The 22,516-nt window shown below is 72.2% G+C and carries 20 protein-coding genes; 17 read left to right on the plus strand and 3 right to left on the minus strand.

Going from position 1 to position 22,516, the window contains the following annotated elements:
• Window positions 1-18: 18 nt before the first annotated feature.
• The 7 genes from GGQ91_RS13865 (at window position 19) to GGQ91_RS13895 (ending at window position 5,930) form a co-directional block, all read left to right on the plus strand.
• Entirely contained in the window at window positions 19-1,230 is a 1,212-nt protein-coding gene (locus GGQ91_RS13865; protein WP_182592219.1) for a M23 family metallopeptidase, read from the plus strand.
• Between the two features lie 57 nt (window positions 1,231-1,287).
• Entirely contained in the window at window positions 1,288-1,518 is a 231-nt protein-coding gene (locus GGQ91_RS13870) for a hypothetical protein (protein ID WP_182592220.1), read from the plus strand.
• An 82-nt stretch (window positions 1,519-1,600) separates the two neighbouring features.
• Window positions 1,601-2,164, plus strand: coding sequence for a Uma2 family endonuclease (locus tag GGQ91_RS13875; protein ID WP_053608291.1), 564 nt, complete (start codon window positions 1,601-1,603; stop codon window positions 2,162-2,164).
• Window positions 2,165-2,213: 49 nt separating this feature from the next.
• Complete coding sequence (locus tag GGQ91_RS13880; protein ID WP_043345965.1) at window positions 2,214-2,555, plus strand: hypothetical protein; 342 nt, start codon at window positions 2,214-2,216, stop codon at window positions 2,553-2,555.
• Between the two features lie 144 nt (window positions 2,556-2,699).
• Window positions 2,700-3,551, plus strand: a complete 852-nt coding sequence (locus GGQ91_RS13885) for a DUF1206 domain-containing protein (protein ID WP_043345966.1) — start codon at window positions 2,700-2,702, stop codon at window positions 3,549-3,551.
• A gap of 106 nt (window positions 3,552-3,657) precedes the next feature.
• On the plus strand, window positions 3,658-3,816 hold the full coding sequence (locus tag GGQ91_RS13890) for a hypothetical protein (RefSeq protein WP_164706392.1): 159 nt from the start codon (window positions 3,658-3,660) through the stop codon (window positions 3,814-3,816).
• A gap of 101 nt (window positions 3,817-3,917) precedes the next feature.
• Window positions 3,918-5,930: an SDR family NAD(P)-dependent oxidoreductase gene (locus GGQ91_RS13895; RefSeq protein WP_182592221.1), complete on the plus strand. Its 2,013-nt coding sequence runs from the start codon at window positions 3,918-3,920 to the stop codon at window positions 5,928-5,930.
• A 30-nt stretch (window positions 5,931-5,960) separates the two neighbouring features.
• Here the strand turns inward: GGQ91_RS13895 and GGQ91_RS13900 are convergent, their stop codons facing one another.
• Window positions 5,961-6,986: a cyclase family protein gene (locus GGQ91_RS13900; RefSeq protein ID WP_043386832.1), complete on the minus strand. Its 1,026-nt coding sequence runs from the start codon at window positions 6,984-6,986 to the stop codon at window positions 5,961-5,963.
• 313 nt (window positions 6,987-7,299) lie between these two features.
• On the opposite strand from GGQ91_RS13900, the gene GGQ91_RS13905 reads away from it, so the two are divergent.
• The 9 genes from GGQ91_RS13905 to GGQ91_RS13945 all read left to right on the plus strand — a co-directional run bounded on the left by GGQ91_RS13905 (window position 7,300) and on the right by GGQ91_RS13945 (window position 18,314).
• Window positions 7,300-8,559: an ABC transporter substrate-binding protein gene (locus tag GGQ91_RS13905; protein ID WP_182592222.1), complete on the plus strand. Its 1,260-nt coding sequence runs from the start codon at window positions 7,300-7,302 to the stop codon at window positions 8,557-8,559.
• An 18-nt stretch (window positions 8,560-8,577) separates the two neighbouring features.
• On the plus strand, window positions 8,578-9,453 hold the full coding sequence (locus GGQ91_RS13910; RefSeq protein ID WP_043386828.1) for a branched-chain amino acid ABC transporter permease: 876 nt from the start codon (window positions 8,578-8,580) through the stop codon (window positions 9,451-9,453).
• Window positions 9,454-9,766: 313 nt separating this feature from the next.
• Window positions 9,767-10,687: a branched-chain amino acid ABC transporter permease gene (locus tag GGQ91_RS13915; RefSeq protein WP_043345981.1), complete on the plus strand. Its 921-nt coding sequence runs from the start codon at window positions 9,767-9,769 to the stop codon at window positions 10,685-10,687.
• Complete coding sequence (locus GGQ91_RS13920; RefSeq protein ID WP_182592223.1) at window positions 10,684-12,189, plus strand: ATP-binding cassette domain-containing protein; 1,506 nt, start codon at window positions 10,684-10,686, stop codon at window positions 12,187-12,189. Before GGQ91_RS13915 ends, GGQ91_RS13920 begins: the two co-directional genes overlap by 4 nt.
• Window positions 12,190-12,484: 295 nt before the next feature.
• The gene (locus GGQ91_RS13925) at window positions 12,485-13,720 is read left to right on the plus strand and encodes an acyl-CoA dehydrogenase family protein (protein ID WP_182592224.1); all 1,236 of its coding nucleotides are present in this window, start codon (window positions 12,485-12,487) and stop codon (window positions 13,718-13,720) included.
• Window positions 13,717-14,775, plus strand: coding sequence for a phosphotransferase family protein (locus tag GGQ91_RS13930; RefSeq protein ID WP_182592225.1), 1,059 nt, complete (start codon window positions 13,717-13,719; stop codon window positions 14,773-14,775). Before GGQ91_RS13925 ends, GGQ91_RS13930 begins: the two co-directional genes overlap by 4 nt.
• A gap of 2 nt (window positions 14,776-14,777) precedes the next feature.
• Complete coding sequence (locus GGQ91_RS13935; RefSeq protein WP_182592226.1) at window positions 14,778-15,554, plus strand: SDR family NAD(P)-dependent oxidoreductase; 777 nt, start codon at window positions 14,778-14,780, stop codon at window positions 15,552-15,554.
• 220 nt (window positions 15,555-15,774) lie between these two features.
• Window positions 15,775-16,545 (plus strand): SDR family NAD(P)-dependent oxidoreductase, encoded by a 771-nt coding sequence (locus tag GGQ91_RS13940; protein WP_182592227.1) that lies wholly within the window; start codon window positions 15,775-15,777, stop codon window positions 16,543-16,545.
• Window positions 16,542-18,314: a class I adenylate-forming enzyme family protein gene (locus tag GGQ91_RS13945; RefSeq protein ID WP_182592228.1), complete on the plus strand. Its 1,773-nt coding sequence runs from the start codon at window positions 16,542-16,544 to the stop codon at window positions 18,312-18,314. The genes GGQ91_RS13940 and GGQ91_RS13945 overlap by 4 nt, the downstream gene beginning before the upstream one ends.
• Here GGQ91_RS13945 and GGQ91_RS13950 read toward each other — a convergent pair.
• A complete protein-coding gene (locus GGQ91_RS13950) occupies window positions 18,281-18,871 on the minus strand; it encodes a hypothetical protein (protein ID WP_043757028.1) in 591 nt (196 codons plus the stop codon). The genes GGQ91_RS13945 and GGQ91_RS13950 overlap by 34 nt on opposite strands.
• A gap of 643 nt (window positions 18,872-19,514) precedes the next feature.
• Here GGQ91_RS13950 and GGQ91_RS13955 point away from each other — a divergent pair.
• A complete protein-coding gene (locus tag GGQ91_RS13955; RefSeq protein WP_343066795.1) occupies window positions 19,515-21,212 on the plus strand; it encodes a methyl-accepting chemotaxis protein in 1,698 nt (565 codons plus the stop codon).
• A 41-nt stretch (window positions 21,213-21,253) separates the two neighbouring features.
• Here the strand turns inward: GGQ91_RS13955 and GGQ91_RS13960 are convergent, their stop codons facing one another.
• On the minus strand, window positions 21,254-22,507 hold the full coding sequence (locus GGQ91_RS13960) for a cytochrome P450 (protein ID WP_182592230.1): 1,254 nt from the start codon (window positions 22,505-22,507) through the stop codon (window positions 21,254-21,256).
• Window positions 22,508-22,516: the final 9 nt, after the last annotated feature.

Here is a 22,516-nt window from a genome sequence, read left to right on the forward strand (position 1 = left end):
TCCCCCGGGGCCGTCCCGATGCATCCTCCGAAGTTCCACATGCTTCCCAGGCCGCGCCGGCCGGCCCCCTGGCTTGCCGCCGGCCTCGCCCTGGCGCTGGTCTGGGCGCTCGGCGCCTCCTACCTGATCGTGTTCCACGACGACGTGCTCGCCGGCTTCGTCGCCCGGCAGGCCGCCCTGCGCGACGCCTACGAGGCGCGCATCGGCGAGTTGCAGGACCGCCTCGACCGCGACCGGCGCGACAGGGTGGGCAGCGAGGCGGGATTGGCCGAACGGGTCGCGGCCGCCCTGGAGCGCCAGGCCGAGCTGGAGCGGCGCACCGCGGCTCTCGGCGACCTCGAGCGGCAGGCCCTGTCCGAGCCCTCCACCACCGGCGCCCTGCCCGACCGGTCCGACGGACCGCGCAGCGGCGGCTATGACGGGCTTCTCCTGCGACCGACCGAGGGGCCGGCTCCGGCGCGGTCCGCCATCGAGCCCCTGCCCCGCCGGAGCGCGCGCGAGGCGGAGACCGGGCTGATCCGGCTGGAGGCCCGGCTCGACGGCCTGCAGGCGGCTCAGGGCGAGCGCCTCGCCCGACTGGCCGCCCGGGCCGGGGACGCGGTGCGGGGGCTGCGCGGCCTGATCGGCCGCACCGGCCTCGATCCCGACCGCTTCGATGCGGCCGTGCCGGCCGCCGGACTCGGCGGCCCGCTGGTCCCCCTGGACGGCCGCGCCCTGGACGGCAGCGGCTTCGCGGAGGGCCTCGCGCTGGCCCGGCGGACGCTCGACGACGGCGAGCGCCTGCGCCGGGTCGCCGCGACCCTGCCCCTGGCCCGTCCGATCCGGGGGGCCTCGATCGTGTCGAGCCCGTTCGGCACGCGCCTCGACCCCTTCACCCGCGGCCTCGCCCTGCATACCGGGCTGGACCTGAAGGCGGAGTACGGCGAGCCCGCCCGCGCCACCGCGCCGGGCCGGGTCGTCACCGCCGAGGCTGCGGGCGGGTACGGCAACATGGTCGAGATCGACCACGGCCACGGCCTGACCACCCGGTTCGGCCATCTCGCCCGCATCGGGGTGCGCCCGGGGCAGCGCGTGGCCGCAGGCGACGTCATCGGCTCGGTCGGCTCGACGGGGCGCTCCACGGGGGCGCATCTGCATTACGAGACCCGCATCGACGGCGCGCCGGTGGATCCGCAGCGCTTCCTGGACGCCGGCGCGACCGTCGCGACGGCCCGGCTCGGAGCCGACTGAGTCCGCCCCCTGGAGGGCCGCATCGTGCGAGCCTCCGCGTCGCGCTCGGAGGCCGCTATGGCATTGGCCGTGAAGCGCGACGCGCGCATGGGCGTCGCCGAGGACATGCGCGGGCTGAAGCCGTGCCCGGACGAGGGGCGCGGGGACGTCCTCGACGGTGCTGAGGGCGCCGTCGCGCGCGCGGCTGATCGTTCTCAACGGTCGCCTGAAGTCTCGACGCGATGGCCCGAGAACGGGGCGGCGGCGCCTATCCGGATCCCGGATCCGCAGCGCCGCGATCGACGATGACGCGCCCGGATGACCTTCTGAGGCGGCGCTGTTGCGGCCGGCCGCCCCGGTGCTACGATCGGGTCGGGATCGGGGATCGGCGATGGCTCTGACCGCGAAGCGCGACGCGCGGATGGATGTGTCCGAGTTCAGGCTCTGGGTGGAGAGCCGGCCCGCGCACGAGCGTCGGGAACTGCCCGACGGCGGACCCGTGCTGATGGCGCCGCCGCGGGAGCGGCATCGGGCGATCGTCGCCAACCTGATCCGACGAATCGGCGATCTCGCGGACGGCAGGGGCTGCCGCACCATGCCGGATCTCGGGATCCCCCGCCCCGCGAGGGACGATTTCGCGACGGTCCCCGATGTGGTGGTGCGGGCCGGGCCGCCCCTGCCGGAGGGCGATGCCACGGATCCGCTTCTCGTCGCCGAGGTGCTCCTTCCCGCGACCATGAGGCTCGACCGCGGCCGCAAGATCGATACCTGCCGGACCGTGCCGCGCCTCGCGGTGATGCCGATCGTCTATTCCGACGCGGCACGGGTCGAGGTCTGGCGGCGCGCGGGGGACGACCGGAGCGTCGCGGCCCTCGGGCTCGACGGCACCGTGCCGCTGCCGGAACTCGACGGCGCGGTGCCGGTGCGCGACATCTACCGCGGCCTCGCCTTCTGAGCGCCCGCACCCCACCTGATCGAACGGCGACGCATCAAGGCACCGAGACTTGCCCCATTTCGAAGACTTCTACGCGGCCAAGCTGCGCGGCTCCCTCGGCGTGACCGACGCCGAGTCGGTGCTCGACCTGCGCGGCGCCAACCGGGCGACCGCCGAGGCCTCCCTCAAGGACATGCTGGAGCGCAGCCGCTTCGCCAAGGGCAAGACCGTGGCGATCCGGCTCGATCCGCCGCCGGAGGGCGGGGGCGAGACCCTGTTCCAGCCGGCCGGCCGCCTGCTCCTCGACGCGAAGCGTCGCGGCCTGATCGAGCGCCTGCAGACCCTCCCGGCCCAGGACGGGCTGGGCTTCTACGTGGCGCTCACGGGCCGGGCCGAGCGGACGCCGATGTAGGCGGCCGGAACTCTGCGCCGGCAACGGATCGCGCGCGGGCCGCCGGGCGTTGACGAGGCGCAGCGTCACCGGACGTCGCTCAGGACGTCGCTCATCGAGGCAGCCCGTGACGAACATCCGTATCCCGGCTTCCCAGGTCTGCCGATGAGGACGCTTCCCGGGGGCCGCAACACGATCGAGCGCATCGCCCGCTTCGGCTACGGCGCCCGCGGTGTCGTCTACATCGTGGTCGGCGGCCTCGCCTTGCTGGCGGCCCTGGGGCATGGCGGGCGGGCCGGGGACAGCAAGGACGCGCTCCGCGCCGTGATGGCCGGGCCGTTCGGCGCGGCCATCGTCGGCCTGATCGCCCTGGGTCTCGCCGGATTTGCCCTCTGGCGCCTCGTCGAGGGCATCACGGATGCCGACCGGCGGGGCACCTCGGCCAAGGGCCTCGCCGTGCGCGGCGCCCACCTGATCAGCGCCGTGCTCTATCTCGGTCTCGCCGCCAGCGCGGCCTCGCTCAGCCTCGGCCTGGGCATGAGCGGCGGCGACGGCGTGCATGACGGGACCGCGTGGCTCCTGAGCAAGCCCTTCGGCCGCTGGCTCGTGGCCCTCGTCGGCCTCGCGGTCGTCGGAGGCGGCTTCGGCTTCCTCGGCAAGGCTTGGCGCGGCGACGTCACCGACCGACTCGCCATCGACCCGCAAGCCCGTGACCGCTGGGCCGGCCCGATCGGCCGGTTCGGCTACGCGGCGCGGGGCCTCGCCTTCCTGATCATCGGCGGGTTCCTCGTGGCGGCGGCGTGGCACCAGCGCTCCTCGGATGCCAAGGGCCTGTCCGAGGCTTTCGCGCTGCTGCGGGCCCAGCCCTACGGCTGGGTGCTGCTCGGGCTCGCCGCGGCGGGCCACGCGGCTTTCGGTGCCTTCGGGCTGATTCAGGCGCGGTACCGGCACATCGAGGCCCCGGACATCGACCGTGTGGACGATGCGGCCGGCGCCGCGGCCCGGGCGCTGACCTAAGCCTGGCAATTCTGAGGCTGCTCCGATTGTAATCGGCTGGCCACACACCAAGTAAAACAGACCCTCCGCGCGATCCTGTGCCCTGGGCGATGTTGCGGAGGCGAAGATGGCTAGAATTCTGATCACCGGTCGGGCACAGACCGTGACCACGGAAGACTTCAATGAGCGCGTCAAAATTCTGATGGTCGACAAGGCCGACCCGGTGAAAGGGCGCACTTATCAGAAGAATTTCAAATCCGGGTTCGGCGGCAGTCTCGGCAGGTAATACGCCCAGCGGTCGCGCGTCCGTGTGGCGCGGGGCCGGAGCGGCGCGTTGACAGGGCCGGTGCCGCGGCGGATACCCCGCGGCATCCCATCCGGCACCCGATGCAGCAGCGCCTCTACAAGACCGCGGTGATGGTGACCCACGACCTCGCGGCGACCGCTGCCGCCGTGGTGCTCACCTTCCTGTTCCGCTTCCAGGGCGGCATGCTCGCCGAGCGCCTGCACGCCCTGCCCCTGCTGCTGCCGCCATTCCTGGTCTTCGCAGGCCTCGTATACGGCCGGTTCCGGCTCTACCGGACCAAGTGGCGCTTCGCCTCGCTGCAGGATCTCGCCGGCATCGTCCGGGCGGCCAGCGTCCTGGCGCTGGCGCTCCTGGTGACCGACTGGGTCCTGGTCTCGTCCGACCTGTACGGCTTTTACTTCTTCGGCAAGATCGCGATCCTGCTGTACTGGGTCCTGCAGATCTTCTTCCTGGGCGGTACCCGGCTCGCGTTCCGCTATCTCAAGGACACCCGCTCCCGGCAGACGAGCGCGCGGGCCGCCACCGTCCCGACCCTGCTCCTCGGCCGTGGCGCCGACATGGACGTGCTGCTCCGGGCGATCGAGACGGGCTCCGTGAAGAAGCTCGCGCCGCGGGGCATCCTGTCGCCCCGGGCGGACGAGCGCGGCCAGTTCATGCGCGGCGTGCCGGTTCTGGGCGGGTTCCCCGATCTCGAGCGCGTGGTCGCCGACCTCGCGAACCGCGGCGCGCCGGTGCGGCGGCTGGTGGCGGCCCCGAGCGCCCTCGTGCCCGAGGCGGCCCCCGACGACCTGATCGCCCGTGCCCGGCGCCTCGGCCTGCCCCTCGCCCGCGTCGTCGGTCTCGGCGAGGGCGTCCAGGGCCCGGAACTGGCGCCGCTCGAGATCGAGGATCTGTTGCTGCGGCCGACCGTCGCCATCGACCGCCCGCGCCTGGAGGCGTTCCTCGCCGGACGCCGGGTCGTGGTCACCGGCGGCGGCGGCTCGATCGGCTCGGAGATCTGCCTGCGGGCCGTGGCCTTCGGGGCCGCCGCCGTGCTGGTGCTCGAATCCTCCGAGCCGGCCCTCCACGGCATCCTCAGCCACCCCGCGATCCTGGCCGCGGAGGCGGACGTGACCGGCGTGCTGGCCGATATCCGCGACCGGGAGCGGACGCACGCGGTGATCGCGGCGTTCCGGCCGGACTACGTGCTCCACGCCGCCGCGCTCAAGCAGGTGCCCTACCTGGAGCGGGACTGGCAGGAGGGCATCAAGACCAACGTGTTCGGCTCGATCAACGTGGCCGAGGCCGCGGTGGCGGCCGGCGCCCGGGCGCTCGTGATGATCTCCACCGACAAGGCGATCGAGCCGGTCTCGCAGCTCGGCGTCACCAAGCGCTTCGCCGAGATGGTCGCCCAGGCCCTCGATGCCGAACAATCGGTCAGGCCGAACCACGCGACCCGGCTGATCGCCGTGCGCTTCGGCAACGTGCTGGGCTCCGCCGGCTCCGTGGTGCCGGTGTTCAAGGCGCAGATCGCCCGGGGCGGCCCGGTCACCGTCACCCACCCCGACATGGTCCGCTACTTCATGACCGTGCGCGAGGCCTGCGACCTCGTGCTGACGGCGGCCTCGCATGCCGACGGCGAGGCCCGGGCGGGCGCGGAGCGTGCCGCGGTCTACGTGCTCAAGATGGGCCAGCCGGTGCGGATCGCCGAGCTCGCCGAGCGGATGATCCGGCTGGCCGGCTTCGAGCCCGGCGCGGAGATCGAGATCGCCTATACCGGCGCCCGGCCCGGCGAGCGGCTCAACGAGATCCTGTTCGCCCGCGAGGAGCCCCGGATCGCCCTGCCGGGCATCGACGGGGTGATGGCGGCGCGGCCGGTCTTCGCCGACCGGGCCCGGCTCGACGGCTGGGTGGTGCGGCTGCGCGACGCCGTGGCGGCGGGCGACCGGGCCGCCGCCGAGGCCGTGTTCGAGGCGGCCATCCCGCATTTCCGCGAGCGCGCCGTCCTCCGTCCCGGGCCGCCCCAGGAAGCCGCGGAGCCGGCTGCGGAGCCGGCCGCGGAGCCGGTCGGCGACCCGCCGCGCGCCGCCGCCGCGCCCGCCGCCCTCGGCTGATCCGGTCGGCATCTGAGGCCGCCCCGGCGCTCACACCGTGGCGATCGGCGTCGTCGGCGAGCCCACCGCGCCGGGCAGGCGCAGCGGCGGGGCTGTGAGCAAAAAGCGGCTCCGTCCATGGGCGCGCAGCCACGCGGCCAGCGGCGTCAGGTGCCACAGTTCGCCGAGATTGACCCCGAGCTTGAACAGGCAGTGCTCGTGGAGCGGCAGCGTCGCGCAGCAGGCGGGACCGGGTCCCGCCGGGTAGGCCTCCACGGCGTAGTTGTCGGCGATCAGCGCGCAGAGCCCGGTTCGGGTGATCCACTCGAGGAGCCGCGGGTCCCGCCCGTCGAGGCCGGCGCAGAGATTGTGGACCAGCTTCGGGTCCGGATCGCCGCCCATGGCGATCAGCCGCTCGGCAAAGCCCGTATGCAGGCAGACCATGTCGCCGGGCTCGATCACGACGCCATCGGCCTCCAGGATCCGGGCGAGCTGGTCGTAACCCACCTTGGTCTTGGCGTCGCCGAGATGGGCGCGCAGGTCGATCATCACGGCGCGGCCCTGCATGCCGGTCTCGGCGAGGCGCTCGATCCCCAGGCGCTTCGCCCGGGACGGCTGATCCGCCGCCTCCGGCGCGCTCGGACCGACGATGTCCCGGCCGCCGCGGAAGCCGTTGTAGTAGGTCGGCGTCGCGCCCGTGCCGTCCGCGTCGAACAGCGACCCGACATGGGCGAGCGAGTCCCACTGCGTCGAGTATTGCAGGTGGATCAGCGCCCGGTCGTCGCAGATCACGTCGGTGGCGCCGTCGACCTCCTCGCAGACCGGGAAGTTCATGTTCGGCCGGCCGTCGGCGCGGCGGGTCGGGGTGATCTGGGGCGGGTGGCGGCGCGGGTTCAGGACGTTGCCGCCCGGCAGGTCCAGCGGCAGGCTGAGGCAGAAGGTCCGGCCCGCGCGCACCTCGGCGACGCCCTGCAGCACCTTCTCGGGGGTGAGCAGGTTCAGGCGCCCCAGCTCGTCGTCGGGGCCGAAATCGCCCCAGGTCGAGCCTTCGGGCCGCCGGGTCCAGCGCAGGGTCATGGCCGAGCTCCCGCTGCCCGTGCGGGCCGCTTCCCGAGGCTCCAGGGCCGCGGTCCGGGGCGAACCCCGGCCGCGGCCGAGCGTGCGTTCCTCACCAGACCGTGCCCTTCTTCGAGGCCGCCGGGCCCGCGCTTCGCAGGGCCGCGGCGAGCCTAGGACGCGGCGGCGCGCCGCGATACCCCGGGCGGAAAACGACTCGGTGCAAACGTCACCGGCCGGTCCCGATCGGCCCCTTGTGATCCGTCGGAGCGCGGGTACAGTCCGTCCCAAGCCCGCGAATATAAAATTCGGGCACTGGGATGAGGAAGCGCCGATGTCCGAGACCGTGCGCGCCGCCGCTCGGGTTGCCCCGATTCGGCGCATGCTGCCCGCGCTGATCGCGGCGGGGCTGGTCGCCGCCGGGCCCGTCCGGGCCGCGGATCCGATCAAGATCGGGGTGATCGCCGAGGCGCAGTCGGTCGCCGGGGCCTCGATCCCGCAGGCGGTCCAGCTCGCCGCCGACGAGATCAACGCCAAGGGCGGGATCGACGGGCGCCAGATCCAGGTCGTCACCTACGACGACAAGTCCTCCGCCTCCGACGCGGTCCGGGCCTTCCAGCGGGCGGTCTCCGAGGACAAGGTCAACCTCGTCATCGCCAGCTACATCTCGGAGGTCGTGCTGGCGCTGATGCCCTGGGCGGCGCGGCTCAAGACGCCGATGATCACGCCCGGCGCGGCCTCCAACGAGATCAGCGTGAACGTCCATAAGGACTACGCCCGGAACAAGTACACCTTCCACGGCTACCTGACCTCCCACGCCCTGGCGCAGGCGGTCTGCGACTCGGCCAAGGAGGTGCTGGTCGGAACGCTCAAGGCCAAGACCGCCGCGATCATGAGCGAGGACGCCGCCTGGACCCGGCCGCTGGACGCCGCCTACCAGGAATGCCTGCCGAAATCCGGGCTCAAGGTGGTGGAGCATGTCCGCTTCTCGCCGGACACGGGGGACTTCACGCCGATCTACAACAAGATCGAGGCGGCCAAGCCCGACCTGATCGTCACCGGCATCGCCCATGTCGGCGTGCAGCCGACCGTGCAGTGGCAGAACCAGCAGGTGCCGATCGCCATGACCGGCATCAGCGGCCAGGCGACCTCCTCGACCTTCTGGGCCAACACCAACGGCGGCACGCAGGGCGTGCTGTTCGACAGCGTGGCGCTGCCGGGCGTGGCGCTCACCGAGAAGACGATCCCGTTCTCCGAGGCCTTCACCAAGCGCTTCGGCGGGGCGCCTTCCTACGCGGGCTTCATGGCCTACGACGCCGTCTACTACACCGCGGAGGCGATCAAGCGGGCGGGCTCCACGGAGGCCGACAAGCTCGTCGAGGCCCTGGAGAAGACCGACTATGTCGGCACCGTCGGGCACCTGAAGTTCTACGGCAAGGACGACCCGTTCACCCACTCGATCCAGTACGGCCCCGGCCTGATGACCAGCGTCCTCGGCCAGTGGCAGAACGGCAAGCAGGTGGCGATCTGGCCGGCGGCGACCGCCAACGGGACCATGATCCTGCCCCCTGCGGTGAAGGCGGCGGTCCCGTAGTCGGACAGGGAGAGCGCGATGATCGGCCTCCAGATCCTCGTCGACGGTTTCGCGATCTCGGCCCTCTATGCCCTCGGCGCGATGGGCTTCACCCTGATCTTCGGGGTCTCGGGTGTCCTCAACCTGACCCACGGCGCCCTGATGGTCATGGCCGCGGTGGCGGCCTGGGCGGCCTCGGCCCTGTTCGGGCTCGGCTCCTATGCGGGCGCGGCGATCGGCGTGCTGTGCGGGCTCGCGGGCGCCCTCGTCACCTATTTCGCCGTCGTGGCGCCGATCGAGCGCAGCCGGGCGATCCCGCGCGAAGAGAAGGAAATCTTCGTGCTCACCGGCACGCTGCTCTGGGGGATCATGATCCAGGAGCTGGTGGCCTACTTCTTCACCGACAACCCGAAGACCGTGCTGCCGCTCATCGAGGGCGTGGTGGAGATCGCGGGCGTCCGCACGCCGAAGAACGAGCTCTTCACCGCGCTGATCTGCTGGGTGGTGATCGGGCTGCTCTGGCTGTTCGTGAACCGGGCGCGGGCCGGCAAGGTCCTGCTCGCCGCCTCCATGAACCCGCGCGGCGTCACGCTGCTCGGCCACGACATGGCGAAGATCTACGTGGCGGTCTGGGCGATCTACGGGCTTCTGGCCGGCATCGCCGGGGTGCTGCTCGGGATGTTCCTCGGGGTGTCTTCGTATTCGGTGGGGCCGCTCACCGCGAGCGCCTTCTCGATCGTGGTGCTGGGGGGCTTGGGGAGCGTCACCGGCTCGCTGATCGCCGCCTACGTGGTGGGCTACCTCGAGACCGCCACCGCCTACCTGATCTCGCCGGCCTACCGGGTCATCCCGGCGCTGCTGCTGCTCGTCGCCGTCATGTACCTGCGCCCGCAGGGCCTGCTGGGGCGGCGCTGATGGCGGTCCTCGAGATCAGAGTCTTCGCCGGGCGCGTGATGAACGCCCTTCCCTGTGCTGGCTCCCGGATTCGAACGGCGTGTGCACCGCCGCGGCGGCGGCAAGACGAGACGCGGGTCCCCTCTCCCGTGCGGGAGAGGGACAGGGTGAGGGGCGTGCGGCGCCCGGAGAAGGCGGGACGCGCGTCGAGGACGGGCTCGATCCTGAACAATCTCGACCCTCACCCCAACCCTCTCCCGCACGGGAGAGGGGGCGCGTCGCGTTCCCTCATCAGCGTTGAAGCCCTGATCATCAATCCTGGTGCGGCTCATCCATGAAGCTCCTCACCACCCCCGGCTTCTGGATCGCGATCCTCGCCGTCGCGGCCGCCGCCACCCTCCCCTGGTATGTCTCCGGCTACATCCTGGGCCTGCTCACGATCGCCTACTATTTCGGCGTGTTCTCGATGGCCTGGGACCTCCTCTTCGGCTTCGCCGGCGAGGTGAATTTCGGCCCGACCTTCCTGATCGGGCTCGGGGCCTACGGCGCCGGCATCCTCAACAACCGCTACGAATTGCCGATCCCCTACTGCCTCGCGGCCGGGACCGTGCTCGCCGTGGTCGGCGGCCTCGCCCTGGCGCTGCCGGCGCTGAAGGTCCGCGGCCCCTATTTCGGGCTGATCACCCTGGTGGCGGTGCTGCTCCTGCAGAACATGATCGTGGTCTTCTCCGGCCTCACCGGCGGCGAGATCGGCCTGACCGTCCCCGACGTCATCTCCATCGACGCCGACACCAATTACTGGCTGGCGCTCGGCTTCATGGCGGTCTCCGGCCTGATCCTCACGGCCATCGCCCGCTCGCCCGCGGGGCTGATCCTCCAGGCCGCCGGCCAGGATCCGGTGGTGACCGGGGCGCTCGGCTTCAACGTCGCCAAGCACAAGCTCGCGGCCTTCGCGGTGAGCGCCGCCTTCTCGGGCCTCGCGGGCGGGCTGGTGGTCTTCTACATGGGCACCGCCTCGGTGGGCACGCTGATCAACACGTCGGTGGGCGTGCAGGTGATCATCGCGGCGGTGCTCGGCGGCCGCCGCACCATCGTGGGCGCGGCGCTCGGCGCCGTGTTCCTGATCGCGGCGGGCGAATTGCTGCGCCCGCTCGGTGGGCTCTCGACCTTCGTGGTCTCGGCGGTGGCGCTGCTGGTGATCCTGTTCGTGCCCTCGGGGCTGCTCGGCCTCGCCTCCTTCCGGAGCGCCCGATGACCGTCGCCGTGGCACCCCCGCCGGCCGTGTCGCCCGTCCTGGCCGAGCCCTGCCTCACCGTGCGCGGCCTGACCAAGCGCTATGGCGGCCTCGTCGCCGTCAAGGAGGTCGATCTCGACCTGCGGCCCGGCGAGATCCTCGGCCTGATCGGCCCGAACGGCTCGGGCAAGTCCACCGTGATGAAGCTGATCATGGGGCTGGAGCGGCCGAGCGCCGGCTCGATCCGCCTCGACGGCGCCGAGATCGGCGGGATGCCGGCCCACCGGGTGGCGCGCTCGGGGATCGGACTCGTGTTCCAGCACGCGCGGCCTCTCCAGCGGCAGACCGTGCTGGAGAATATCAGCCTCGCGCTCCTGCCCGACAGCCTGATCCGATTGGTCGCGGATCCCCACGTCGCGCGGCGCGCGAAGGAGATCGCCGAGCGCGTCGGCCTCGGCGCCGTGATCGACCGGCGCCCCGGCACCCTGCCCTTCGCGGATCTCCGCCGGCTGGAACTCGCCAAGGCCATCGCCCGCGATCCCCGGGTGGTGCTGGTCGACGAGCCCTTCGCGGGCCTGACCGGCGGCGAGGTCGCGGCCTTCTCCGAGCTGATCCGGGGCTTTCGCGACGAGGGCAAGGCCGTGCTCCTCGTCGACCACAACGTGAAGAGCGTCGCGGCCCTCGTGGACCGGGTGTTCGCCATGTATCTCGGCGAGCGCATCGCCGAGGGCTCGGCCGAGTCCGTGATGGCCGACCCGACCGTGCGCCGGGTCTATCTCGGCGGCAGCATCGAGACGGCGGCCCGGCCGGAAGCCGCGTTCAAGCCGGATTCGCTGCTGACCGTCGAGGGTGTCGACGTGCTCTACGGCAAGGCGCAGGCGCTCCGCGCCGCCTCGATCCACGTCCACGAGGGCGAGTTCGTCTCGGTGGTGGGCCTGAACGGCGCCGGCAAGACCACGTTGTTCAACGCGATCTCGGGCCTCGTGCCGCATGGGGGCACGATCCGGTTCGACGGCCGGGATCTGTCCCGGATGAAGCCCGCCGCCATCGCGCGCGCCGGCATCGTCCAGGTGCCCGAGACCCGCGAGCTGTTCGGCGATCTCAGCGTGCGCGAGAACCTCGACCTCGGCGGTCAGCATTTCCCCAAGGCCGAGAGCGCCCGGCAGCGCGACTGGCTCTACGAGCTGTTCCCGATCCTGAAGGCCCGCGAGACGCAGAGCGCCCGCACCCTGTCGGGGGGCGAGCAGCAGATGCTGACCATCGCCCGGGCGCTGATGATGCGGCCGCGCCTCCTGATCCTCGACGAGCCGACGCTCGGCCTTGCCCCGGTGATCCTGGAGCTGCTGTCGAAAGCCTTGGAGAAGCTGCGGCAGACCACGCCGATCACGGTCCTGCTCGGCGAGCAGAACGTCACCTTCGCGCTCCCGCACGCCGACCGGGTCTACGTGCTGGAGCAGGCGCGGATCGTCTGGGAGGGGCCGCCGCAGCGTTTCGCCAGCGAGATGGGATCGGCCTATCTGTGAGGGGTGGCGTGATCCGGGTCGATCAAGATCCACGTTCGATTCGGGTTGGAGCGCAGGTCCCCTCTCCCGTGCGGGAGAGGGACAGGGTGAGGGATCAGGTCTGTCCGGAGGCGGCGCGCCAGGGACGCGCGTCGCTGGGTTGCTTGATCCTGAGAGTTCTCGTCCCTCACCCCAACCCTCTCCCGCACGGGAGAGGGGGCGCGTCGCGCCGCGGGTGAAGGCAGTGGGACGGCGGGCAGCCGGCTCGCACAGCTTGGTGCGCTGGCCGGCAGGAAAACCCTAGGGAGCGGAAACCGTGGACTTCAACCTCTCCCAGTCCCAGACGCACTGGCTGAACCGCGTCCGCGCCTTCATCGCCGCCGAGATCCTGCCGGCCACCGCCGCGGTCGCGGCCGAGCGGACGGAGAGCCGTGCCCCCGCGCCCACCATGGAGCGGCTGAAGGACCGGGCGAAGGCCGAGGGCCTGTGGAACCTGTTCCTGCCGCCCTCGCCCGAGCACGACACCGACGACTACCGCGGCGCCGGCCTGACCAACCTCGACTATGCGCTCTGCGCCGAGGCGATGGGCCGGGTCGGGATCGCCTCGGAGGTGTTCAACTGCGCGGCGCCCGACACCGGCAACATGGAGGTGCTGCACCGCTACGGCACCGCGGCCCAGAAGGAGCGGTGGCTCAAGCCCCTGATGGCGGGCGAGATCCGCTCGGCCTTCCTGATGACCGAGCCGGAGGTCGCCTCCTCGGACGCCACCAACATCGCGACGTCGATCCGCCGGGACGGCGACCACTACGTCATCGACGGCCGCAAGTGGTGGTCGACCGGCGTCGGCGACCCGCGCTGCAGGATCGCGATCCTGATGGGCAAGACCGACCCGGACGCCCCCCGCCACCGGCAGCAAACGCAGATCCTGGTGCCGATGGACACGCCGGGGGTGCGGGTGGAGCGGCTGCTGCCGGTCTTCGGCTACGAGGACGCCCCCAAGGGCCACGGCGAGGTGGTGCTGGAGGATGTCCGCGTGCCGGCCGGGAACCTGATCCTGGGCGAGGGCCGCGGCTTCGAGATCGCGCAGGGAAGGCTCGGGCCGGGCCGGATCCACCATTGCATGCGCACCATCGGGGCCGCCGAGGTGGCCCTGGAGGCCATGGCGCGCCGCCTCGTCTCCCGCGTCGCTTTCGGCAAGCGGATCTCCGAGCAGTCGGTCTGGGAGCAGCGGGTCGCGGAGGCGCGGATCGACATCGAGATGGCCCGCCTCCTCTGCCTGAAGGCCGCCGACATGATGGACAAGGTCGGCGCCAAGGGCGCCAAGCTCGAGATCGCCATGATCAAGGTCGCGGCGCCCCGGGTGGCGCTGAAGGTGATCGACGACGCGATCCAGGCCCATGGCGGGGCCGGCGTCTCGGAGGATTTCGGGCTCGCCAGGATGTACGCCCATATCCGCACCCTGCGGCTCGCCGACGGGCCCGACGAGGTCCACAACCGCTCGATCGCCCGGCTGGAATTCGGGCGCTACACCAATGCCCGCGAGGGCGCATGAGCGACGCGGATGTCTTCTCCGGCGTGAAGCCGGTCGAGCCGCGCCACCGGATCGACGAGGCGAAGCTCGCCGCCTGGATGGAGGGCCACGTCCGCGGCTACGCCGGCCCGCTCACCGTGCGGCAGTTCCGCGGCGGTCAGTCGAACCCGACCTACCGGCTCGACACGCCCGCCCAGGCCTACGTGCTCCGGCGAAAACCCTTCGGCCCGCTCCTGCCCTCCGCGCACGCGGTGGACCGCGAGTTCCGGGTGATCGGCGCCCTCTACGGCGAGGGTTTCCCGGTGCCGCGGCCCTTCGCGCTGTGCGAGGACCCGGACATCATCGGCGCGGCCTTCTACGTGATGGAGGCGGTGGACGGCGCGGTGCACTGGGACGGGGCGCTGCCGGGCCTCGATCCCCATGCCCGCCACCGGCACTATGCCGGCATGATCGCCACGCTGGCGCGCCTGCACGCCATCGACCCGGAGGCGGCGGGGCTCTCCGATTACGGCCGGCCCGGCAACTACTTCGCCCGGCAGGTCGACCGCTGGACCCGCCAGTACCGCGCCGCCGAGGACGGGCGCCTGGAGGCTGTCGAGCGGCTGATCGCGTGGCTGCCTCGGACCGTGCCGGAGCAGCAGAGCGCCTGCGTGGTCCACGGTGATTACCGCCTCGACAACCTGATCTTTTCCCGCGACGGCGGCGTCAGCGCGGTGCTCGACTGGGAGCTGTCGACGCTCGGCGACCCGCTCGCCGATTTCAGCTACCTGCTGATGCAGTGGGAGTTGCCGGCCGACGGGCGCAGCGGGCTCGGCGGGCTCGACCTGCCGGCTTTGGGCATTCCCACACGGGACGAGGCGGTGGCGCTCTACTGCCGGGCGGCGGATCGGAAAAGCCTGCCCGACCTCGACTGGTACTTCGCCTACAACCTGTTCCGGCTGGTCGGCATCCTGCAGGGTGTGGCCGCCCGCGCCAAGGCGGGCAACGCCGCGAGCGAGCACGCCGCCGCCATGGCGGCACGCGTCCCGAAGCTTGCCGAAGCGGCCTGGGGCTTCGCCGAGCGGGCAGGGGCCTGAGCATGGAGTTTTCCGGCCGCGTCGTCGCCGTCACGGGGGCCGCCCGGGGCATCGGCCGGGCGCTCGCCGCGGCGGCCCGGGCCCGGGGCGCGACCGTGGTCGCCCTCGACCGCGACGGCGCCGGCGCTGAGGCCGTGGCGGTGGAACTCGGCGGACGGGCCTATGCCATCGACGTGGGTGACCCGGAGGCGGTTGCCGCTGCCCTCGCAGGCATCGAGGCCGGGATCGGTCCCATCGCGCTCTACTGCTCCAATGCCGGCATCCTGGAGCGCGACCCCGATCCGGAGCTGGCCACCTCCGCCGATCCGGAGAGCTGGGCGCGGTCGTGGTCGGTGAACGTGATGGGCCATGTCCACGCGGCGCGGGTTCTGGTCCCGCTCTGGCGCGCCCGAGGCGGGGGCGCGTTCCTCGGCACCGTCTCGGCGGCGGGGCTCTTGAGCCAGATCGGCAGCGCCACCTACTCGGCCACCAAGCACGCGGCGCTGGCCTTCCTGGAGCATCTCGCCATCGCCCATGCCGCGGACGGGATCCAGGTCGCCGCCCTGTGCCCGCAGGGCGTCGACACCGCCATGCTGGGGGCGGCCAGCGCCGCGTCGCGCGACGGCGTGCTGTCACCCGAGGCCGTCGCCGAGGCCGCCCTGGATGGGCTGGCATCGGGGCGCTTCCTGATCCTGCCGCACCCGCAGGTGGCCGAATACGCCCGCCGCCGGGCCGAGGATCCCGAACGGTGGCTTGCCGGCATGGCGCGCCTGCGCCGGTCGATGCGGGCGGGGGCGTGAGGATGGGCGGCGTCCGGAGACACCAGCGGTGGCCGCGTGAGGCGCTGGTCCCCTCTCCCGTGCGGGAGAGGGACAGGGTGAGGGATCGGGTCTTTCCGGACAGCGCGCACCCCTCACCCCAACCCTCTCCCGTGCGGGAGAGGGGGCGCGTCGCGACCGTCAGATCCCGCGGAACCAAGCTGGCGGGCGTGTCCAGCCCTGCGCAGCGCGGAGGCGAGCCATGTCCCTGTTCGATCTGACCGGCAAGGTCGCGCTCATCACCGGCTCCTCCCGGGGCATCGGGCGGGCGATCGCCCTGCGGATGGCCGAGCACGGCGCCCGGGTGGTGATCTCCTCGCGCAAGCGCGAGGCCTGCGCGGCGGTCATCGCCGAGATCGAGGCCGCGCACGGTGCCGGCCGCGCCGTGGCGATCCCGGCGAGCATCTCGGTGAAGGACGAGCTGGAAGCCCTGGTCACCGAGACCGAGGCGCGGCTCGGCCCGGTGGACGTGCTGGTCTGCAACGCCGCCAGCAATCCCTATTACGGGCCGCTGGCCGGCATCTCCGACGCGCAGTTCCGGAAGATCCTCGAGAACAACGTCCTGGCGAACCACTGGCTGATCCAGAGGGTCGCCCCCGGCATGGTGGCGCGGCGGGACGGCGCGATCGTCATCGTCTCCTCCATCGGGGCGCTCAAAGGGTCGCCGGTGATCGGCGCCTACAACGTCTCGAAGGCCGCCGACCTTCAGCTCGCCCGCAACTACGCGGTGGAGTACGGGCCCGCCAACGTGCGGGTGAACTGCCTCTGCCCGGGGCTGATCCGCACCGATTTCGCCCGGGCCCTGTGGGAGGATCCCGAGATGCTGGCCGCCACCACGGACGCCGCGCCCCTGCGCCGGATCGGCGAGCCCGACGAGATCGCCGGCGCCGCCGTGTTCCTGGCCTCCGCGGCGGGCCGGTTCGTGACCGGTCAGGCACTGGTCATCGACGGCGGCGTGACCATCGCCCGATGAGTCTCGACCCCCGCATCCCCGCCGGCTGGCCTTCCCTGCCCTTCCGCGAGGCCGAGGCGCGGCTCACCGCCCCGGGCGCACCCTTCGCCATCGCCACGGTGCCGATCCGGGGCGTGCCGACCCGGATCTGGGAGAAGGCCCCGCCGACCCTGCGCGATCTGTTCCGGATCGCCCGGGGGCACGGAGAGAAGACCTTCGTGGTCTACCAGGACGAGCGCGTGACCTTCACGGGCTTCGCCCGGGCGGCGACCACCCTCGCGCGGGCCCTGGTGGAGGCCGGCCTGCGCAAGGGCGACCGGGTCGCCATCGCGCAGCGCAACCTGCCCGAATGGCCGGTGAGCTATTTCGGTGCCCTGCTCGCCGGGGCGATCGCGACGCCGCTCAATGCGTGGTGGACCGGGCCCGAGCTCGCCTACGGCCTGCAGCATTCGGGCGCGCGGGTGCTGATCGCCGACGGCGAGCGCTTCGCCCGGCTCGCCCCGCATCTGGGCGAATGCCCGGCCCTGGAGCGGGTCCTCACCACCCGGATGGAGCCGGACCCCCGGGCGACGCCGCTCGCCGAGATCGTGGGGCCGGTCCGGGACTGGGCCGCCCTGCCCGACCTGCCCCTGCCCGACATCGCTCTCGATCCGGAGGACGACGCGACGCTGTTCTACACCTCGGGCACCACCGGCAAGCCCAAGGGGGCGGTCGGCACCCACCGGGCGGCCGCCACGACGGTGATGGCCTATCCCTACTCGGCGGCGCGCAGCGCCCTGCGCCGGGGCGAGAGCCCGCCCAAGCCCGACCCGTCCGCGCCGCAGCGGGCGGCGCTGCTGGTGATCCCGCTGTTCCACGTCACCGGCTGCCACGCGAGCCTCGGGGCGGCGCTCTACGGCGGCCACCGGCTGGTGATGATGCACCGCTGGGACGCGAACGCGGCCCTCGACCTGATCGAACGGGAGGGCTGCACCAGCGCGGGCGGCGTCCCGACCATCGCGTGGCAGCTCGCCACCGCCGCCCGGGAAGCCGGACGGTTGCTGCCGAGTCTCGAGGGCGTCACCTATGGCGGCGCCCCGGCCGCCGGCGACCTCGTGCGAACGCTCGGCGAGGCCTTGCCGAAGGTCGTCCCCGGGACCGGCTGGGGCATGACCGAGACCTCGGCGACCTTCACCCACCACCAGGGCGAGGATTACCTCGCGCATCCCGAGTCCTGCGGTCCGCCCCTGCCGGTCTGCGAGGTGCGGATCGTCGACCCCCTCGGGGACGTGCTGCCGCCGGGCGCGGTCGGCGAGCTCTGCGTGAAGGGCCCCAACGTGGTCCGCGGCTACTGGGACGACCCGACGGCCACCGCCGAGGCCCTTTCCGAGGGCTGGCTGCGCACCGGCGACCTCGCCCGCGCCGACGACGAGGGGTTCCTGACCATCGTCGACCGGATCAAGGACATGCTGATCCGCGGCGGCGAGAACATCTATTGCTGCGAGGTCGAGAACGCCCTCTACGCCCATCCGGACGTGATCGACGCCGTGGTGCTGCCGGTGCCCCATCCGACCCTCGGGGAGGAGCCGGGCGCCATCGTGGTTCTGGCGGAGGGGTCGAGTGCCGACGCCTCGGAGATCCGCGCCTTCGCGGCCGCGCGGCTCGCGGCGTTCAAGGTCCCGGTGCGGATCGTGATCCGGGACGAACTCCTGCCGCGCAACCCCGCCGGGAAGATTCTGAGGGCCCCCCTGCGGGCGGTGTTCGCAGGCGTGTCAGATCAGAACGGCTCACCCTCTGGGTCCGGGCGGTAGACCCGCAGGGTCCGGCCGTCGGGGAACTGCACCGTCCGGCGGCGGACCACGACGTAGCCGGCGGCCTGCGCGCTGCTCAGGCGATCGAGGCGGTCGTCGGTGTCGTCCGGCGCGTAGCCGTACCCATAGCCCGGCCCGTAATTGTAGGCGCGGTAGCGCGCGTAGCCCTCAGGCGGAGGCGGGGGCGCTGCCGCGGCGATCTGCGGGCCGCTGCGGATCATGCGGGCCGGCGCCGCGGTGATGCGGGCCCGGCGCGGCGCGGCGGCGAACCGCTTGGCGGTCGATGATGGGCCGCGTGCCGCCTTCCGCTCCGGCTCGCGCCGCGCCGCGACGGCCGTCCGTTTGGCGGGCGTCGGCCGGGCCTTCGTCGCCGCCGCGGGGGTCGAGGCGGCCGTTGCCGGCGCCGCCGCCTTCTGATCCGCGGCCGGCGCCTTTTCGGTGGCCGGTTTGTGGGCCGGTGGGTCCGTCCAGGTCGTGGCCACGGATTCGGCGGATGCGCCGCCCAGGCCGAGGGCCAGGATGAGGGCGGCGAGGCTCGTTCGCGCACCGTGCAACATGGTGCCCTCCTGAAATCGCGGCGTTCCCGACTGATCCGCTAGGCGATGCAACAATAGATCGAACTGCCTCACAGGGGAATTCCGTCGCTGCATTTCCATGAAGATCGTCGAAGCACGTTTAATACCGATGACGCTCCGCTCGGGCGGTCCGTGTCGGGGCGGTCCGTGTCGGGGCGGCCGCGGTCCTGCCGGCCGGGAGCCGCTGCCGGACCGGCGCCATCGGAGCTTGCCGATCCATGACGGATCATGCGGCCGGACAGGCTCGCGCTCGTGGCGCAGACCGGACTGATCGTCGGGCCGACCGCCTGCTCGCCCCTGCGGCCGGACACGGGCTGCTTCAGGCGGGTACACTACAGCGTGACCGGACAGCCGTGAACAGTTGAGTTGCTGTCCCGTCTCGAATAGAATTAGATACTAATCTATGTAAATTTACTGAGATAGGCTGCTTTCACGGGGCGCCTCTCGACATCCGCCCTCATGGTTCCGGCTCTCAGTCGCGAATTTTTGCGATTTACTAACCCGATCGCGCGAAAGTGGCTCGATGCAGCGCCGACGGCGACCCTGTTCCGGCAGGCTGCAGGCGTCCTCTTCCGGTGCTCGGATGATTCCCAACCAGACCAGCCGCCCGTCCGCCGACCGTGCCGTGCCGTGGCACAGTCTCGCCAACCTCAAGCTCCGCCACAAGCTGGCGGCCGTGATGGTCCTGGTGCTCGTGGCCATCGGCGCCCTGAGCGCGCTGAGCTACGTCGACATGCGCAGCTCGGCGCTCGAGGATCGCGCCCTGATGACGAAGCGCCTCACCGAGGTCGCGCAGAGCCTGCTCGGCCATTACGAGGCGCAGGCCACCGCGGGCCAGATGCCCCTCGCCGAGGCGCAGAAGGCGGCCCTCGCGGCGATCACCGCCCTGCGCTTCGGCAGCGAGGACTACTTCTTCGTCCTCGATGCCCAGGGTCACCTGATCGCCAACGCCTTCAACGCCAAGAACGTCGGCAAGCGGGTGGTGGACCAGACCGACGTCCCCGGCGGAAAGCGCTACTTCGCCGAGATGGTCGAGACCGCCACGCGCGACGGCTCCGGCTTCGTCGACTACATGAAGCCGCGCGCCGGCGGGTCCGTGGCGGTGGAGAAGGTCGCGAGCGTGCAGATGTTCAAGCCGTGGGGCTGGATCGTCGCCACCGGCCTGTACCGGGACGATGTCCACGCGGCCGTGCGCGACCGGGCGGTCACCATCGCCGTCTGGTCCGCCGGCCTCGCCCTGCCGATCCTGGCGCTGCTCCTCCTCGTCGGCAACAGCCTGGCGCGTCCGATCACCCGCCTGACCGCGGCGATGCGCGGCCTCGCGGACGGCGATCTCGCGGTGACGGTCGATGACCAGCGGCGCGGCGACGAGGTCGGCGCCATGGCCCGCGCGGTCCAAGTGTTCAAGGACGCCCTGATCGCCAAGCGCGCGGCCGACGCGGCCGCCGTGGCGGAGAACGACGCGAAGATGCGCCGCGCCCAGATGCTGGACGCGATCACCGCCCGGTTCGACACGCAGGTCGGCGCGCTGACGCAGGGGCTGTCCTCGGCCGCGGTGGAGATGGAAGCCACCGCCCGGGAGATGACGCGCACGGCCGCGCGGACCACCGACCAGTCCGTGCGCGTGGCCGCTGCCTCCGAGCAGACGTCGAGCAACGTGCAGACCGTGGCGGCGGCCAGCGAGGAGATGGCCGCCTCGATCCACGAGATCGCGGCCCGCGTCGCCCAGTCCTCCGCGATGGCCGACCGGGCCAGCACGGATGTGACCCAGACGAACGCCCTGATGCAGGTGCTGTCCCGCGGCACCGACCAGATCAGCGAGGTGATGGGCCTGATCGCCGGGATCGCCGGGCAGACCAACCTGCTGGCCCTCAACGCCACCATCGAGGCGGCGCGCGCCGGCGAGGCCGGCAAGGGCTTCGCCGTGGTGGCGGGCGAGGTGAAGGCGCTCGCTTCGCAGACGGCCCGGGCGACCGAGACCATCGCGGCGCAGATCGCGGCCATACAGACCGAGACGCGGCAGGCGGTCGAGGCGATGCGGACGATCGGGGGCACGATCGACGAGATGCGCACGGTGGCGCTCAGCGTGGCCGCCGCCATGGAGGAGCAGGGCGCGGCCACCAGCGAGATCGTCCGGAACGTCACGCAGGCGGCGCAGGGCACGCAGGCGGTGAGCACCGATATCGCCGACGTCCGGCAGGCGGCCCGCGACACCGGGACGGCCTCCGGACAGGTCCTGAGCGCCGCGCAGGAACTGGCCCGCTACTCGGCGAACCTCGGCGCGGAGGTCACGACCTTCCTCGCCGCCGTCAAGGCCGCCTGAGGGGCATCAGGCGCCGCCGCCCCGCCGGCCCGGCGGGCGCCTCACGCGATCCCGTCGATCGCCACCCGCAGATGCTCGGGCCCGCGGAGCGCCGCGCCCGACCGGTAGGGCGGCGGGTCCTCGATCAGCCGGGGCGCCTTGAGCCGGCGGGCAAGGGCGGTCAGCGCCGCCTCGGCCTCGAACCGGGCAAGGGGCGCGCCGACGCAGTAATGCAGGCTGCCGCCGAAGCCGAGATGGCGGAGTCCGACGCGGTCGGGGTCGAACCGGTCGGGATCCGGGAAGACGGCCCCGTCGCGGTTGCCGGAGGCCAGCAGCAGCACGAGGTCGGCGCCCTCGGGGATCGTCACGCCCGCGATGTCGATGGCCGAGAGCGTCCGCCGCGTCCGGAACTGCACCGGCGGCTCGTAGCGCAGCAGTTCCTCAATCAGCCGCGGGGCCCGGAGCGGATCCTGCCGCAGGCGCTCCAGTTCGTCGGGATGGCGCAGCAGGGTCAGCAGGCCGTTGGTGATCAGGTTCACGGTGGTCTCGTGGCCGGCCACCAGCATCAGGATCGAGGTGGCGATCAGGTCGTAATCGCCCATCTTCACCCCGGCCGGGGTCGCGTGGTTGGCAAGCCCCGACAGCATGTCGTCCCCCGGGTGCTTCCGCTTGTCCTTGATCAGGTCGGCCATGTAGCCGCCGATCGCGTCGAAGGTCCGGCTGTTCTCGGCGCGGATCTCGGGATCGGACAGGCTGTCGGGCTCCAGCGCGGTGGCGAGCTGCGTCGCCCAGCCGTGGAACTTCGGCTCGTCCTCCCGGGGCACGCCGAACAGCTCGCAGATCACCGTCACGGGCAGCGGGTAGGCGAGGTCGTCGACCGCATCGATCTCCCGGGCGCCGCATTTCTCGTCGAGCAGATCGGCGACCAATTGGTCGGAGCGGGCGCGCATCGCCTGAACGCGCTCCCGGCTGAACTGGTGCACCACCGCCGAGCGCAGGGCATCGTGGTCCGGCGGGTCGCGGAAGATGAAGACCCGGTGCCGGTCCATCATCCAGTCCTTGAGCGGCTTCACGATCAGGTCGGTGAGGGGGTTGCCGGTACGCGGCCGGTCGGCCGGGGGCAGGGTCTCGGAGCTGACCCGCGGGTCCTGCAGCAGGCTGGCGATGGTGCCGTGGGTCGCCGCAACCCAGGTGCCCTCCTCGGTGCCGTCGTCCTGGCGCGAGACGGGGTTCTCCCGCAGCCGCGCATAGATCGGATAGGGATTCGGCCGGTTGGCGAAATCCTTGACCTGATTGAGGAGGGTGGCGTCGGGCATGCGGTTTCC

The sequence above is a fragment of the Methylobacterium fujisawaense genome (assembly GCF_014138435.1).
Classification (GTDB): domain Bacteria; phylum Pseudomonadota; class Alphaproteobacteria; order Rhizobiales; family Beijerinckiaceae; genus Methylobacterium; species Methylobacterium fujisawaense.